Here is a 14,221-nt window from a genome sequence, read left to right on the forward strand (position 1 = left end):
TGTAGCTTTTATTTATTCAACTATTTCTTTTTAAACATTTTGACCTTGGTTTCTATTTAACAAAACACATTTGTAACATTTCCTGTTTTCTCCCAAGGCTCATCCACTAATTATGACTCCACAAACTATAATCCTTTATTTCCTCATTTGCAAACTAACCTATCTCCAATTTTGGTACATTCATGTAAACTACCCAATTTCATAAAATAAAAAATGTAGTTTGGGCAATTTGCTCAAACTACACTTTTTCGACTACCGTTTATCATCCTTTGTAGCTATCCCCTCTTCTTTTAGCCAATTCTTTCAGTCCCATGAATATTACATTCCAACCATGATCAGAGCCATCCTGACACCCCTTTAAAGCTTTTTCAACATCATATTTTGTCCAATCTTCTTCATGAGCAACGATTATATTTTGTGAAAATATCATTTTAAATCCTTGTTGTTTCTCTTTTATTTCAACTGTGATTTTATCTAATAATTCACTAAACTGCGGCGTTTTTAATATAAATACTAATTTTTTTTAGGACGATTCATTTCGATATATTCCCCAATTACTCCATAATCTTTTCCGCCACGATGATCAATAGTTTCCCAACTCCCTCCTACTTCAGGAGTATTTCCCGTTACTTTATCCGTCCCTTCCAATGTAAAAAACCATTTCTTCATCATTTCAGGGTTTATCCACGTTTCAAAAATTTCTTACCATCGCTAATGTTATTTTTGAATAATTATTCATTTTAATCCTCCCCCCCACTTTATATTAAAACGAATATTTGTTTACTTAAAAAACCCCCGCTCTCATAAAAGAAAGCGAGGGTTTTAATCATTTATTATTGACCTTTGTACATTGCATCAACTTGTTTTTGAAGTTCTTGACTTTCTAAGAACTCATCATACGTTGCTACCTTATCAACTACACCGTTTGGCGTTACTTCGATAATACGGTTTGCAATTGTTTGTACGAACTGATGGTCATGAGATGTAAATAGTAATGTTCCTTTAAATGTGATTAAACCGTTGTTTAATGCTGTAATAGACTCAAGGTCTAAATGGTTCGTCGGATCATCAAGTGTTAATACGTTTGCACCGCTTAACATCATTTTAGATAACATACAACGAACTTTTTCTCCTCCAGATAAAACAGAAACATTTTTCTTTACTTCTTCACCAGAGAATAGCATACGGCCTAAGAAACCACGTAAGAAACTTTCTGACTCATCTTGTGGAGAGAACTGACGTAACCAATCAATTAAAGTGTAATCACTGTTCTCGAAGTACTCAGAGTTATCTCTTGGGAAATGAGCTTGAGATGTTGTTACACCCCATTTGAATGAACCGCTATCTGGCTCCATTTCACCCATAAGAATTTTAAATAATGTTGTCATCGCAATATCGTTACGTCCGATAAATGCAACTTTATCACCTTTATTTAAAGTGAAGTTCACATTATCTAATATTTTTTCGCCATCAATCGTTTTCGAAATACCTTCAACTGTTAATAGGTCATTTCCTACTTCACGTTCTGGTGTGAAACCAACGAACGGATAACGACGTGATGATGGTCTAATATCATCTAATGTAATTTTATCTAACAATTTTTTACGAGAAGTTGCCTGTTTCGCTTTAGATGCATTTGAGCTAAAGCGTGCAATAAAGTTTTGTAACTCTTTTACTTTTTCTTCTTTTTTCTTGTTAGAATCTTGCGTTAGTTTTAATGCTAATTGGCTTGATTCATACCAGAAGTCATAGTTACCAACGTATAATTGAATTTTACCGAAATCAAGGTCAGCCATGTGCGTACATACTTTATTTAAGAAGTGACGGTCATGGGATACAACGATAACTGTATTTTCAAAGTTCATTAAGAAGTTTTCTAACCATTGAATCGCTTTTAAGTCCAAATGGTTGGTAGGCTCATCTAGTAATAGAATGTCAGGTTGACCGAATAAAGCTTGAGCAAGTAATACTTTTACTTTCTCTGCCCCTGTTAATTCAGACATCTTTTTATCATGAATATCTTCACCAATACCTAATCCTTTTAGAAGGATTGCAGCTTCTGACTCAGCTTCCCAACCGTTTAGCTCAGCGAACTCACCTTCAAGTTCTGCAGCACGCATGCCATCTTCATCACTAAAGTCTTCTTTCATGTAAATTGCATTTTTCTCTTGCATTACTTTATAAAGACGTGTGTGACCCATCATTACTGTTTCTAGTGCAGGGAATTCTTCATATTCGAAGTGATTCTGTTTTAATACTGCTAGACGCTCACCTGGCGTAATATGTATGTCACCCGTTGATTGGTCAATTTCTCCAGATAAAATCTTTAGAAATGTTGATTTACCAGCACCGTTTGCTCCAATTAAACCGTAGCAATTACCTGGCGTGAATTTTATGTTAACATCTTCAAATAATTTGCGATCCGCGAAACGCAAACTAACGTTACTTACTGTAATCATTTGTGTCCTCCTACTAATACCTAGGGTTTCTCAACCCTTCTCCAATTTTAACAGAAATCCGTAATTTACGATTCCTTTATTTTCATCTGTAAACAATTCTACTAGAACATGCTTATCATTACAACTTATAATTATGATATAAGTTGTTTTATTACTTTTTTTAAAGAATTATTTAAAAATCTCCTCTAAAATCCATTAATAATTTAAGACGCTAAACACCAGCAATATAATCACAAGAATTGCTACCATTAAAGTATCTAACAACGTAATTTCTCGGCGACGTTTCCTGTTGCATACAAAAAAGAGATGGAAACCCCGTAGGATCTCCGTCAAGTTGCGTTATTTATTTCATACGTTTCTTATACGCTTCGTTAAACAGTCCAACCGATCCCGCGGCCCGTTACGTTTAGGCCTTCGTTTTCTGCTTGTATCAATTCGAATACACTGTCGGGGATTAACTCGGCTAATGGCTGACCAATCGCACTAGAAACGTCATTTTATATAACAATAGCGTGCTCATGTAAAAATGTTCGAGGTTATAAAACAACAAAAACCTAAATCTGAATTGAATGAACAAATAACCGTACAAACAAAATCGGGCGTACGCACTCGTATAGATATAGGAGGCAAGGACGCAAATGGTAAGATTGACTTAGTGGAGTTAAAATCGTCACCTACTGCACCCCTTACTAAAAATCAGAAAAAAGCCTTCCCCGAAATTGCGGAATCAGGTGCAATTGTTAAAAGTAGGAACAAACCACCATTTGAACATTTAGAAGAGATTCCACCAACGAAAATAAATGTAATAAGAAAAGAAGAATAAGGAGGCTTTTATATGGCATTACATGATACGGATCAAGTCGATTTAGTTTTAATAGACGAGGATAATAAAGATAATGTGTACTTAACAATCTTTGATGCTTTAGAGTGGAATAAAAGCGAAGAACTTGACGATGAGCACATTTTACTTCTACAAGACAAAATCAATACATATTTAGGATTCATTGAAAGTGATGAAATCCATGAAAAAGTTCCCAGTACAATAGGAAGAACACAATTCATTATACAAGTGTATTCGCAGAATGAACCTAGTTTTTATGGGAAAAAGTTTTATAACATTGTAAGTGAACAATTAGGAGAATCTGGATATGGATTTGAGTTCCACCATAAACCTATTGATTCTTTAAGTTAAATAAGAGGAACAGGGCGCATAAATGGCGCTCTTTTTTTTATTCGCGAAAGAAGTGCGTACACAACTGCTAGACATCGAAGAAAAGGCGCATGCAAATGTTAAAACAATGGATATTAACGAAGAAATGCGCATAAAAAAGAGGCAATGCCATTACACATCGCCCCTCTCACGCTATCACTTATTACTATTATTATTACCTATTATCGTTATACTCTCTTATCTCGACAGCGTAACGCCGTTTCCGTAAGCTGTGCGGCTATGACAGATAAGGCGAATAGTGCCGAAAATAATTGTATGTAAAAGTTACCCGATACATTCAGCAGCCACAATGCGAATAAAGCCAGCGTAAGTAATATAATAGACGGTTTCCGCCCCTTCTTAATCTTAATTCGAAGCATGTAAACCCCTCTCTTTCCTCAGTATCCCTAATTAATTACATCCATATAAAATGAAAAGCGCTAGGGTGGTTAATCCTGTGCCTTTCTGTATAACGGCTATTGCCGTCCTGTGGTGATTTATATTATCGGCATGGCTGCGTATATCTTGCGCCAGTGGTGAGCCGATTGCTTTACAATTAATATTATATAGGTCTATATTTTTCCGCACAACACGAATGCACGTTCTAATAAATACACATTTTTACAAATGCGCGCTCCTGATCTTTCTTGTAAAAACTATACGCCACACTATGCTGCCTCCTGTTTAAGCTCCGCCGTAATTATTTCCCTTCCTTTGTGTCCCTATATGCGTTGCGGTGTACAAAACGCCGTCCTTATATGTTACACTCACCGTTGCCGCAGGTGCGTTATACGTGTACTCTAATACCTCGATGTTTCCACCCATTTCTACATCCCTCATTTGAATTTTTACCGCTCGTTCTGCGTTTCTGTCTAGTGTCTGCGCTACCTCCTTCGGATTCATTCCGATTTTCAGCGCATTAAATGAGCCTATGTGTACCGCGTATCATACGAAGCGCCATCAAGACATAATGTAGCGCCTATTCAAGTACAATAATAGCGCCGATATTGATAGATTAATAGTTTCTTTTATCATTGTTTTGCAACATCCTTTAAAAGTGCCAGTCCTTCGGCTGTAAATTGCAATTGAGGCTCTTTCTCCGCAACCTTAACACCTTCGACCTCTCTTTTATTCGCTTCGTACCAATACATATCTATCTCTAAATCTTCGTATGTGATGCCGTTTTGTTGCGCCTTTAACTCTAGTTCGTCGTGTACTCGCTCCATATCTGCTATTGCTCGGATATCTTCACGTTTTAGCCACTCAAATACGTTTGACGCGTGTTTACTAGCGTTTAAATCACGACGCAACGCTATACAATTCGCCTTTGTTGTACCACCCCATCCCCATACAATCGGGACAAGGTGGTCTAGTGCTAGTTTATCGATATCCTTCTCGCCAGTTACAAAGCAACCGCGTGCCATAATTTCTAATTTTTCTTTAACCGTTAATGTGTGTGGCAATGCTTTAATTCTTGCCCGTCTATTCTGACCATGCACCCTAATAAATTCCTTTTTACAAGTGCTACATCGTTTAGTAATCTTCGAATTTAATCTTACACCGCATTCAGAACACTCTGTAATGTAAAGTATCTTTGAGCCTATACGTGCCTCTTGTACCGTATTACCATTCTCTATATCCGTAGCCCGTTGTACTCTCACGCCACTACCTATAAGCGCCATACAGTCGTTACATACGTCTAACCCTTCGATATAATCGACCACACTTCGCATTCTACCTTAGAAAGTAAAGTTTTAAGCTGTTTTAGCGTAAGAACTTCAACCTCTTTTGTACGAGTTTTTAATTTTTTAATATCTTTTATTGGATTTATGGGGATGTGTTTGTTCTCAAATAGAAATTTAAAAAATGTTTTATTTGCCCTTATTACAATGTTGATTGTTGATGGCTGCAAATTTCTTTTTACTTTACAGAATACAATAGCATCCTCTATATGTTCTTTCGTTACCTCGTATGGCTTAATTCCAACAGGTAATGACCTTAAAAGTGATTTCAATTGGGCTTGATAGTGAAATAAAGTCGCTTCCCTCAATCCTTTTAAAATGCCCGCTTTGTGAAAAAGTTCAAAAGCCTCCTCCCAACTCTCGATATATTCCTCAGCTGCTTCCAATTCTCCGAGAACATCTAATTCTTCCATAGACAATCTGAAATTTCTTTTCGTTTTACTTTTTTTAACCATTAAAAAACCCCCAGTTTACGATTCAATAAAGCAGAACCGCAAACTAGGGGTTGTTATAACTGGATTTATATAGGTTTTATAGAGGAGTCAAATAATTTGCGATCCGCGAAACGCAAACTAACGTTACTTACTGTAATCATTTGTGTCCTCCTACTAATACCGCTTATTTCAGCGTTTTCTCACCGATTGTCTTAAAAAATCGCATATTACGACTCAATTATTGCAGACTATAGCTATTATATAGTAGAAGCTGGATGAATAGCAACGGTTGATTAGCTTTCTACAACGAAATCGAATAGTTTTTATCCATTCCCCTAGCTATTTTTTGTATATCATCGACCTCTTTCTAATATCCCTATTCGCTTCTCATTCTGTAATACATTGAATCATTTTTTCATTTCATATTTTATATACAAAAAACCTGTAGAGAAAACATTCCCTACAGGTTTTTCTTATTTCGTATTTATTATTTTCTCTTTATAACTCTTCAATTTACTCGTCAATCCTATTAAAGCAGGTAACAATATCGGCATTACAATTAAAGCTAATAGTAAAAGAGCAACGCCAACAACGGATGCTACTTGTATAAGTGTCAATACTCCTGAAGGAATTAACGCTGCAAATGTCCCTCCTAAAATAAGTGCCGCTGATAATACGACTCCTCCTATGTGACGAGATGCATTTACAATTTTCGTTACTGAATCCCCTTCTAGCTCATTGTATCGCATCATAACGAAGATGCTATAATCCACTCCTAAAGCGACAATCATAATGAAGCTAAAGAATGGAACATTCCAGCTTAATGACTCTACGTTTAATACATGTGCACTAATTTGTTCACTTATACCAAGTGATGCAAAGTACGCTAAAATTAACGACCCAATAATAAAGATTGAGTTTAAGAATGAGCGTGTAATCACGATTAATACAAGCGAAATCCCTAATAACATAATCGTAGCAGTACGTAGGAAATCTTGCCCGGTTACTTCTTTTAAATCAACGTTTCTAGCTGTTGTCCCGCCAATTGCTTTTTTCGCACCATTTAGTTCTGTTCCCTTTAACGTACCATCTATCGTTTTATTAATTTCTTGAATGATAGGCATCGCTTCTTTTGAATACGGGTTTACGTCTAAAATAATTGTCATTTTAGCAGTCTTTCTATCATGTGACATGTACGTATTCAATGCTTTTTGGAAATCTTCTCCTTCTAAAACTTCTTTCGGAATATAAAATTTCTCAGAGCTTTTCGACTCATTTAGCTCTCCTAAATATTTTTGAGCGCCACCTAGACCGTTACTTACTTTTCCTAAACCCTCTGTACTTTTAGATAAACCTGATTGCAATTGCCCCATCTTTTCTTGTAAATCTTTCAGTCCAGTTAATAACTGTCCTTGCCCATCGTTTATTTTCGTTAATCCAGATTGTAAGTCAGCCGATTTGTTCGCAATTTGTTTTGAACCTTTAGCCCCTTCGCTCAATCCTTTGTTCAGCTCAGCAGCCCCTTTTTGTAACTTGGTAACTCCATTGTTCATTTCTTTTAAACCGTTATCTACTTTCAGTAACGATTGATTCGCTTCTTTAAATGAATTCATCGCTGCTTTATGCTGCACCGCCAATTGATTTAATTCTTTTGAAAGTCCAGTTAATTGTTTTTGAGCTTCTTTAGCAATTCCTAATGTTTGCTGCACATTAGGATCATTTGCTAATTCTGGTTTTGTTTGAATGAAATTGGTCATTAACGCTTCAATTTGTTCGTATCCTTTCTTCGCACCATCAATCGCTTGCGAAATATTTCCGAAGTATTGATCGTAAGAACTTAAACCTTTTTCTAGCTGTGCATAGCCAGCATGAAGCTGTGAAGTTGCATTGGATAACACATTAACATTTTCGTTTAATGAAGCTAATCCACTCTCAATTTGTTGCGCGCCTTGCACTCCATCATTTATACCATTCGATAATTGATTTAAGGCCGTTCCTAATGCTGATACTCCATTTTTAGCCTCGTTCGTTCCATCAATTAACTTTTGAACATTTGCAAGACTATTTGAGTCATTACTACCCATTTTATCTTTCGCATCAGTTAATCCTTCATTAATTTCTTTTATGCCACCATTTGCATCGCCTAAGCCTGTATTCAATTCTCCGGCTTGTTTATTTATATATAATTCTTTAATCTTATCTCCAGTTGGACGCGTCGGTGAATATACTTCTGAGACTCCTTTAACTTTCGAGATTTTATCAGTAAGTTCATCTAAAGTTTGTAAAGAAGTCGCCTCATCTAACTTTTTATCCGATTGAATGACTAACGTACTTGGTGAAGAAAAACCAGGCGGAAAATGCTCTTCTATTACGTTAATCCCCATTTTTGATTCATATTTATTATCCACTTCAAATAAATCATTGTAATTAAGCGTGTTAGAATATTTTAATACAAATGGAATCGATATCACGAATACGATAATTAAAGCGATAAATGGTCTTGCTACTGAATTTTTTGCAAAGAATCCCCATAAGCGACTATCCTCATGACCTTTAAATGTTTTAACTGGATAAAACATTCCTTTTCCTAAAAGCACCATAAAAAATGGATTTAAAGTAGTTAATACGAGTAGTAGTACTGCGACACCAATTGCTACGGCTGAAGTAGATTGATATAATTTAAAACTCGCTAAAGCAAGAGATGCAAAGCCAATTAGTACTGCTATCCCGCTATATAAAACGGTTTTACCTGCCGATTTAAACGTTTCTTTCGTAGCTAAATATGCATTTTCTTGTTTACTTAATTCTTCTTTAAATCTCGTATATAATAAAATGTTATAGTCTGTTCCTACTCCAAACAGGACGACAACTACAAACACTTGCGTAAAGTTTGAAAACGGAAAATTAAATTGATCAACAAGATGGGCAATAATCCCCATTGAAATTAAATACGAAACACCAACTGTAAGAAGAGAAATAATCGGAACAACTGGTGAACGGAATACAATGATTAATACTACAAGAATGAAAATGATCGAAATAACTTCTGTCTTTTTCACGCCCTCTTGAGAGGATGTAAGAAAATCACCCGCTATTAAATCACTTCCTGTTAAGTACGTTGTAACTCCTTTCGTTTGTACTTTTTCATGAAGATTATTTACAATTTTTGGTATCTTACCATGTTTTTTATCTACCGATATTTGCGTTAAAATAGTCGTATTATCTTTAGAAACTAATTGTTTCTCCAGTTCTTTATTATCTAAATGTGAAACGACTTCCTTAATTCCTAATTGCTCTTTTTCATTTTGCAGGGCATTGATCGTTTTCGTTATTTCCTCTTTTTGCTCATTTGTTAAAGCCTTCTTACTTCCACTATTAAAGACAGCTATAATTTCATACTTTTCAGCCCCTTCTTTATCCATCTCCTTTATCATCTTGTCAGCAATACTGCTTTGTTCTGTATTAGGAATCGTGATTTGCCCTTTTTCCTTCACTAACTGATCCATATTAGGCATCGTTACGATCATTGCAATAGTAATAACTATCCATAATAGAAGAGATAAACTTCTCCAACTTTTTAGCTTGCTCATTTGAATCATCTCCTGTTATTAAAGTTTCATGGTGCATAGAGAATGAATATTCATTCCCTGTTTTTGAAAATATCATTTCGGAATGAACGTTCATTCCTATTATCCTATTAAATTATTTTTCAATTCTATTAAATCACTCCCTGCGGAATGAATATTCATTCCATTAATTGTACAGATATATCATCTCCTGTAATCGTTTTTTATATTTTTTTAGGAATGAATGTTCATTCCTGTCCTTATAAAGCTATAGAATCAAATGATTCTAATAGCATTCCAAGAGCTTTCTTCCAATTCTTTTACTAATTCTTTCGAGTATTCTAACTGCCCTGTCGCCATTACTTTTATTAATTTTTCAAGTGGTTGATATACAATAATAATTAAAGCAATTATAGGCAATGGACGAAGAAAACCTTTTTCGATTCCATCTTCAATAATATTCATAAAGAAGCCTATAAAATCGTCAAATATTTTCTTACTCTGTTCATCAAGAAAATAACTATCACAGTGCGAATTTGTAAAAAGAAAAGCATCCACATTGTTTCTCGCAAATTCAAATAAACGGTTATACGTATGACTAAACTGTTCTCGAATATTTGCTTCAACAGGAAAATCAGTCTTTATTGTTTCAGATAGCTGTAGCATGCTTTTTGAAAATAATGAGTTAACGAGTGCCTCTTTATTTTCAAAATAGCGATAAATAGTACCAGCGCCGACATTTGCTTTTTCAGCGATCATCGGAATTGTCGTACCATCGTAACCACGCTCTGCGAAAAGTTTTATAGCAGCATCAAAAATATCCTCTTGCTTATTTTTAGCCATTTTTCTCACCTCAATTTCCAGGAATGAAAATTCATTCCGTTTTTAATTATAAATTACATGAATTAAAAGTCAAGTGTGTAAATACGCTATTGAAACATTTATCAAATAACACACTCAATTAAGATATTAATATATTTTTTGCGTTATCCCATCAAAAAATTTCTTTGTATCATCATGACTTAAAACCCTCAATACATCTTGTATCTTAAAAAATTGAACTTGACTTATTTCATTATCTTTTGGATGTAAATCTATTCTGTCACCTATATATTCTACATAAAACATAGTAGTTTCTTGCTCTTCATATCCAGTTTTCATTTTGAGTTCTTCAGGAAAGCCAAAGCAAATTTTATCTTCAAATTGTTTTATAACTTTAAACTTTGTAGATCCAGTTTCTTCTTCCAGCTCTCTCAAAATAGCACTCTCTAAATCATTATCTGTATGTTTCACTTCACCTTTAGGAAAATCCCATTCCCCCTTTGACATAGCATATTCTCCATCTATGTCGCTAATTTTCACCTTATGTACCAATAAAAATTCACTGTGTTGGAATACGACCGCACCTACGGCTTGCCTAATCATTTTACTTTTCCTCCTAAAACAATGATTTCACTCTATTAAATAGAAAAGTACTATAATAAAAAGTTTATCATTATAGTACTTTGTTACTCATACATAGCACATGACATTAATTAAAAGAAATCATAAATAAACGGCTTACGCACCGGCACTACATTCTCAAATGCACGTATCTCCTCTTCGCTACCGCTTATTAAGTTTATTTCATTTAATTCTAGCGGTCGCTTGTAGCCAAACATAATAGTAGATAACGCATTAATATCGATTTGAATTCCATTTTCTTTTGCTGTTTCTTCTTTAACGATTGTTATTTCGTTATTTTTAAGTTGAACCGTTACGTTATTCCACGGTGCAAATGAATCTGTAATATGTAAAATTACTTCTTGCTCTTCGTTGTTCCAGTTCCATTCATATTGTTTGAAAAACTGTTCTACATCTACAATTCTTCCCATGAAATATGGAGTTACTTCTGCTTTTACTCGTGGTTCTTGTAATGTGTAAAGAAGTGGTTCTGTCTCACTTAGTATCATTTCTAGATCTTTAATCATAGAATCATGTTGGCAGATGAAGTTCCAAAGACCAATTCTTGCTTCATTATGTAATGGGACAAATTCTTCTACTTTCATTTTAGAATTCTCTATTTTGTATAAAATGTAACCAGTCGCCGTTTTATTTTCATCATAGTAAACTGCCAATGTTAAATCATGATACACCGCTTGTAGCCACCATTTACGTCCGCGAACTAACATACCAGAAAATCGTTCTGCAAATGTTTCATATAGATTCTCTACTTCTTCTGGATGATTATCTTTACTAAAACGTTTCACTGTACCATTCACTTGTTTTTTAATTATTAAATCGCTCTTTGTCATCTGACATACGATTCGATTCGCACAAAGTTCCCAGCCGTATTTACGATAAAATGAAACGGCAAATGGATGTAACATCGATACACTATATCCATCTCTTTTCATAGTTTGCAGTGAATGCTGAAGTAACTCTTTTACATATCCACTTCTTCTATATTCCGGATACGTCGCTACCCCCGCAACGCCGCCCATTTTAAACTTTTCTTTTCCTATGTAAATATGAAAAGGAATTAAGTGCAACTTTGCAGCTAACTCTTCTTCTTCCATAATAACGTATATTTGATGGCTTTCCTTCATTCTTGCAATTTTCTGCTCTATCCATTCTTCATTTGCTTTATATTGAAAAGCATATTCTGATAAACGTAATGCTTCTCTAAACTTATCTTCTTTTAATTGTATAACGTTCATATCTTTCTCCTCCATTCCTCGTTTGAATTATATCATAATTCAAACTATTATATTTCGGTAAGTGAAATTACGAGGATGTTTCAACAAAAGATATCGATTTAGAAACAATCTAACATAAAGGCTCTTTTCAACTGCTTTCTATTGGCGGCATAAGAATATTAAACACCTTGCGTTCTCTTGGGTTTGCGAAGCTAGGAGGTACCATTGAAAGTGATGAAACTTATGACAACGGCAACATTACGGGCATAAAAAAAACCAGTTGATTGAGAGAAACTGGTTCAATAAAGGTTTTATATTGGATATTCATTCAACCAAATTAATGCTTGTTCATAATCATCGAAAAATTTTACGGATTTTTTTGTATTGGATTGTTGTAAATAATTCATTATCTTCCCTTCTTCAAGGAGAAACGCAATTGCCTTACTGTGATTCAAAATGGTTTCATTGAAGAACTTATCTTTCCATGCTTTTTGAACAGAAAAATGATCTGGCGTGTATCCTTTTCTATCCACCAACAATTTGTATTTCCGTCCCTCGGAAATGAATTGCTGACAAACCTGCTCGAAGCCATTAAACCATTCATAAACATCAGCTGTATTAATCTTGCCAATTAGATGGGTAACAATTAAATCCCCTGAAACTGTTGTGCTGATATTCTGTTTACTCAACTTGGAACCATCTCCCTTAGTTACAATTATGCGTAAAAATCTCATAAAATCAATAAGGATAAAATTCTTACGCAATAAAGCAACATTATTTACGAAAAAAGCCAACATAAAAAAGCAGATACATTGCATATCTGCTTCTCATCACTTTATTTAGCTAACGTTTGCAGTTCTTCAAAAAATGTAGGATACGATACACCTACTGCTTCTGCATCTTCAATCGTTGTTTCTCCTTCAGCTATACAGCCGGCAATCGCAAGCATCATTCCAATGCGGTGATCACCGTGACTATGTACTGTAGTTCCTTTTAGCTTACATTTACCGTAAATAATCATTCCGTCGTCGGTCGCTTCAATACGAGCTCCTAGTTTCGTTAGTTCAGCAACGACTGTATCAATACGGTTCGTTTCTTTTACTTTTAATTCGTGTGCATCTTTAATGACTGTAATTCCTTCTGCTTGTGTTGCTGCTAAAGCGATTACTGGAATTTCATCGATTAATCTTGGGATTATATCTCCGCCAATTTCGATTCCTTTTAGTGAAGACGTTTCGATTGTAATGTTTGCAGCTGGTTCAGATGCCCCTTCGTTAATTGACTCTACAGTAAATGTAGCACCCATTTTCTCTAAAACATCTATAATACCTGTACGTGTTGGGTTCATTCCTACATTTTGTAATACTAGTTTACTATTTGGGATAATTGCACCTGCTACTAAGAAAAATGCCGCTGATGATACGTCACCTGGCACTTGAACATCTGTTGCGGTTAACTTCTGTCCTCCTGCTAGTTTCACTGTTTTCCCCACGCGAGTTACTGTAACGCCAAACGCCTCAAGCATTCTTTCTGTATGATCGCGGGAAATATGAGGTTCGGTAACAGCTGTTACACCTTCTGCGCGAAGTCCTGCAAGTAAAATAGCTGATTTCACTTGCGCACTTGCTACCGGTGAAGTATATTCAATCCCCTTTAAATTCCCGCCTCGTATTGTGAGCGGCGTAAACGTTCCTTCTTTTCGGCCATCAATTTTTGCACCCATTTTCTTTAGTGGATTTGTTACACGTTGCATCGGTCTCTTCGCAATTGAAGCATCACCTTGCACGCAAGAAAAGAATGGTGTGTTTGCAAGTATTCCTGACATTAATCGAATCGTTGTACCAGAATTACCAACATCTAATACAGCTTTTGGCTCTTGTAAACCTTCTAATCCTGTTCCAATTACCGTAACTTCGTCTCTATTTTGTGTAATCTCTACTCCCATTTCTTTAAAACAAGAAATAGTACTTAAACAATCCGCACCAGGAAGAAATCCTTTAATTGTTGTTTTACCTTCCGCGATTGCGCCAAACATGACAGCGCGATGGGAAATTGATTTATCTCCAGGGATTGTAATTGTGCCATTCAATCCGTTATTTACAGTTTGTACTGTTTTTTCTTTCACGTTGTCA

Annotated in this window: 14 protein-coding genes and 1 pseudogene; 3 read left to right on the forward strand and 12 right to left on the reverse strand. The window is 35.2% G+C overall.

The genetic code is table 11. The features are described from left to right. Positions 1–262: 262 nt before the first annotated feature. From MR066_RS02160 to MR066_RS02170, 3 genes are all read right to left on the reverse strand, one after another. A complete protein-coding gene (locus MR066_RS02160) occupies positions 263–430 on the reverse strand; it encodes an ATPase (RefSeq protein WP_242245778.1) in 168 nt (55 codons plus the stop codon). Positions 431–513: 83 nt separating this feature from the next. Then, a complete protein-coding gene (locus tag MR066_RS02165) occupies positions 514–672 on the reverse strand; it encodes an SRPBCC family protein (protein ID WP_002032780.1) in 159 nt (52 codons plus the stop codon). 161 nt (positions 673–833) lie between these two features. Continuing rightward, on the reverse strand, positions 834–2,459 hold the full coding sequence (locus MR066_RS02170) for an ABC-F family ATP-binding cassette domain-containing protein (RefSeq protein WP_002032778.1): 1,626 nt from the start codon (positions 2,457–2,459) through the stop codon (positions 834–836). 526 nt (positions 2,460–2,985) lie between these two features. Here MR066_RS02170 and MR066_RS02175 point away from each other — a divergent pair. The 3 genes from MR066_RS02175 to MR066_RS02185 are packed head-to-tail and all read left to right on the forward strand — an operon-like array spanning position 2,986 to position 3,898. Then, positions 2,986–3,282 carry a hypothetical protein gene (locus tag MR066_RS02175; protein WP_033702155.1) on the forward strand — a complete coding sequence of 99 codons (297 nt, stop codon included), beginning with the start codon at positions 2,986–2,988 and terminating at the stop codon, positions 3,280–3,282. A 12-nt stretch (positions 3,283–3,294) separates the two neighbouring features. Then, positions 3,295–3,651 carry a DUF6572 domain-containing protein gene (locus MR066_RS02180; RefSeq protein ID WP_002142229.1) on the forward strand — a complete coding sequence of 119 codons (357 nt, stop codon included), beginning with the start codon at positions 3,295–3,297 and terminating at the stop codon, positions 3,649–3,651. 22 nt (positions 3,652–3,673) lie between these two features. Further along, positions 3,674–3,898: a hypothetical protein gene (locus MR066_RS02185; protein WP_002032773.1), complete on the forward strand. Its 225-nt coding sequence runs from the start codon at positions 3,674–3,676 to the stop codon at positions 3,896–3,898. 455 nt (positions 3,899–4,353) lie between these two features. Here the strand turns inward: MR066_RS02185 and MR066_RS02190 are convergent, their stop codons facing one another. From MR066_RS02190 to aroA, 9 genes and pseudogenes are all read right to left on the reverse strand, one after another. Continuing rightward, positions 4,354–4,572, reverse strand: a complete 219-nt coding sequence (locus MR066_RS02190; RefSeq protein WP_242245779.1) for a hypothetical protein — start codon at positions 4,570–4,572, stop codon at positions 4,354–4,356. A 128-nt stretch (positions 4,573–4,700) separates the two neighbouring features. Further along, positions 4,701–5,393, reverse strand: coding sequence for a hypothetical protein (locus tag MR066_RS02195; RefSeq protein WP_033709213.1), 693 nt, complete (start codon positions 5,391–5,393; stop codon positions 4,701–4,703). Further along, positions 5,387–5,866: pseudogene (locus tag MR066_RS02200) on the reverse strand (tyrosine-type recombinase/integrase); the annotation flags it as partial. The gene MR066_RS02195 and the pseudogene MR066_RS02200, both read right to left, overlap by 7 nt. Positions 5,867–6,318: 452 nt before the next feature. Further along, positions 6,319–9,435 carry an MMPL family transporter gene (locus MR066_RS02205; RefSeq protein ID WP_242245781.1) on the reverse strand — a complete coding sequence of 1,039 codons (3,117 nt, stop codon included), beginning with the start codon at positions 9,433–9,435 and terminating at the stop codon, positions 6,319–6,321. Positions 9,436–9,687: 252 nt separating this feature from the next. Beyond that, complete coding sequence (locus tag MR066_RS02210) at positions 9,688–10,254, reverse strand: TetR/AcrR family transcriptional regulator (protein ID WP_002013443.1); 567 nt, start codon at positions 10,252–10,254, stop codon at positions 9,688–9,690. A 126-nt stretch (positions 10,255–10,380) separates the two neighbouring features. Next, positions 10,381–10,836, reverse strand: a complete 456-nt coding sequence (locus MR066_RS02215; RefSeq protein ID WP_242245782.1) for an NUDIX domain-containing protein — start codon at positions 10,834–10,836, stop codon at positions 10,381–10,383. Positions 10,837–10,946: 110 nt separating this feature from the next. Continuing rightward, the gene (locus MR066_RS02220; RefSeq protein WP_242245784.1) at positions 10,947–12,110 is read right to left on the reverse strand and encodes a GNAT family N-acetyltransferase; all 1,164 of its coding nucleotides are present in this window, start codon (positions 12,108–12,110) and stop codon (positions 10,947–10,949) included. A 290-nt stretch (positions 12,111–12,400) separates the two neighbouring features. Then, on the reverse strand, positions 12,401–12,907 hold the full coding sequence (locus MR066_RS02225; RefSeq protein WP_242245786.1) for a SpoIIAA family protein: 507 nt from the start codon (positions 12,905–12,907) through the stop codon (positions 12,401–12,403). A 17-nt stretch (positions 12,908–12,924) separates the two neighbouring features. Next, a complete protein-coding gene (gene aroA / locus MR066_RS02230) occupies positions 12,925–14,214 on the reverse strand; it encodes a 3-phosphoshikimate 1-carboxyvinyltransferase (protein ID WP_242245788.1) in 1,290 nt (429 codons plus the stop codon). Positions 14,215–14,221 lie beyond the last annotated feature (7 nt).

The sequence above is a fragment of the Bacillus cereus group sp. BfR-BA-01523 genome (genome assembly GCF_022662615.1).
Taxonomy (GTDB): Bacteria; Bacillota; Bacilli; order Bacillales; family Bacillaceae_G; genus Bacillus_A; species Bacillus_A mycoides.

Coding starts and splice junctions, on each gene's coding strand:
- MR066_RS02225 (WP_242245786.1), bottom strand. CDS start 12,907: ATGCAATGTATCTGCTTTTTTATGTTGGCTTTTTTCGTAAATAATGTT.
- MR066_RS02215 (WP_242245782.1), bottom strand. CDS start 10,836: ATGATTAGGCAAGCCGTAGGTGCGGTCGTATTCCAACACAGTGAATTT.
- MR066_RS02185 (WP_002032773.1), top strand. CDS start 3,674: ATGGCGCTCTTTTTTTTATTCGCGAAAGAAGTGCGTACACAACTGCTA.
- MR066_RS02170 (WP_002032778.1), bottom strand. CDS start 2,459: ATGATTACAGTAAGTAACGTTAGTTTGCGTTTCGCGGATCGCAAATTA.
- MR066_RS02210 (WP_002013443.1), bottom strand. CDS start 10,254: ATGGCTAAAAATAAGCAAGAGGATATTTTTGATGCTGCTATAAAACTT.
- MR066_RS02180 (WP_002142229.1), top strand. CDS start 3,295: ATGGCATTACATGATACGGATCAAGTCGATTTAGTTTTAATAGACGAG.
- MR066_RS02205 (WP_242245781.1), bottom strand. CDS start 9,435: ATGAGCAAGCTAAAAAGTTGGAGAAGTTTATCTCTTCTATTATGGATA.
- MR066_RS02160 (WP_242245778.1), bottom strand. CDS start 430: ATGATATTTTCACAAAATATAATCGTTGCTCATGAAGAAGATTGGACA.
- MR066_RS02165 (WP_002032780.1), bottom strand. CDS start 672: ATGATGAAGAAATGGTTTTTTACATTGGAAGGGACGGATAAAGTAACG.
- MR066_RS02190 (WP_242245779.1), bottom strand. CDS start 4,572: ATGAATCCGAAGGAGGTAGCGCAGACACTAGACAGAAACGCAGAACGA.
- MR066_RS02220 (WP_242245784.1), bottom strand. CDS start 12,110: ATGAACGTTATACAATTAAAAGAAGATAAGTTTAGAGAAGCATTACGT.
- MR066_RS02175 (WP_033702155.1), top strand. CDS start 2,986: ATGTTCGAGGTTATAAAACAACAAAAACCTAAATCTGAATTGAATGAA.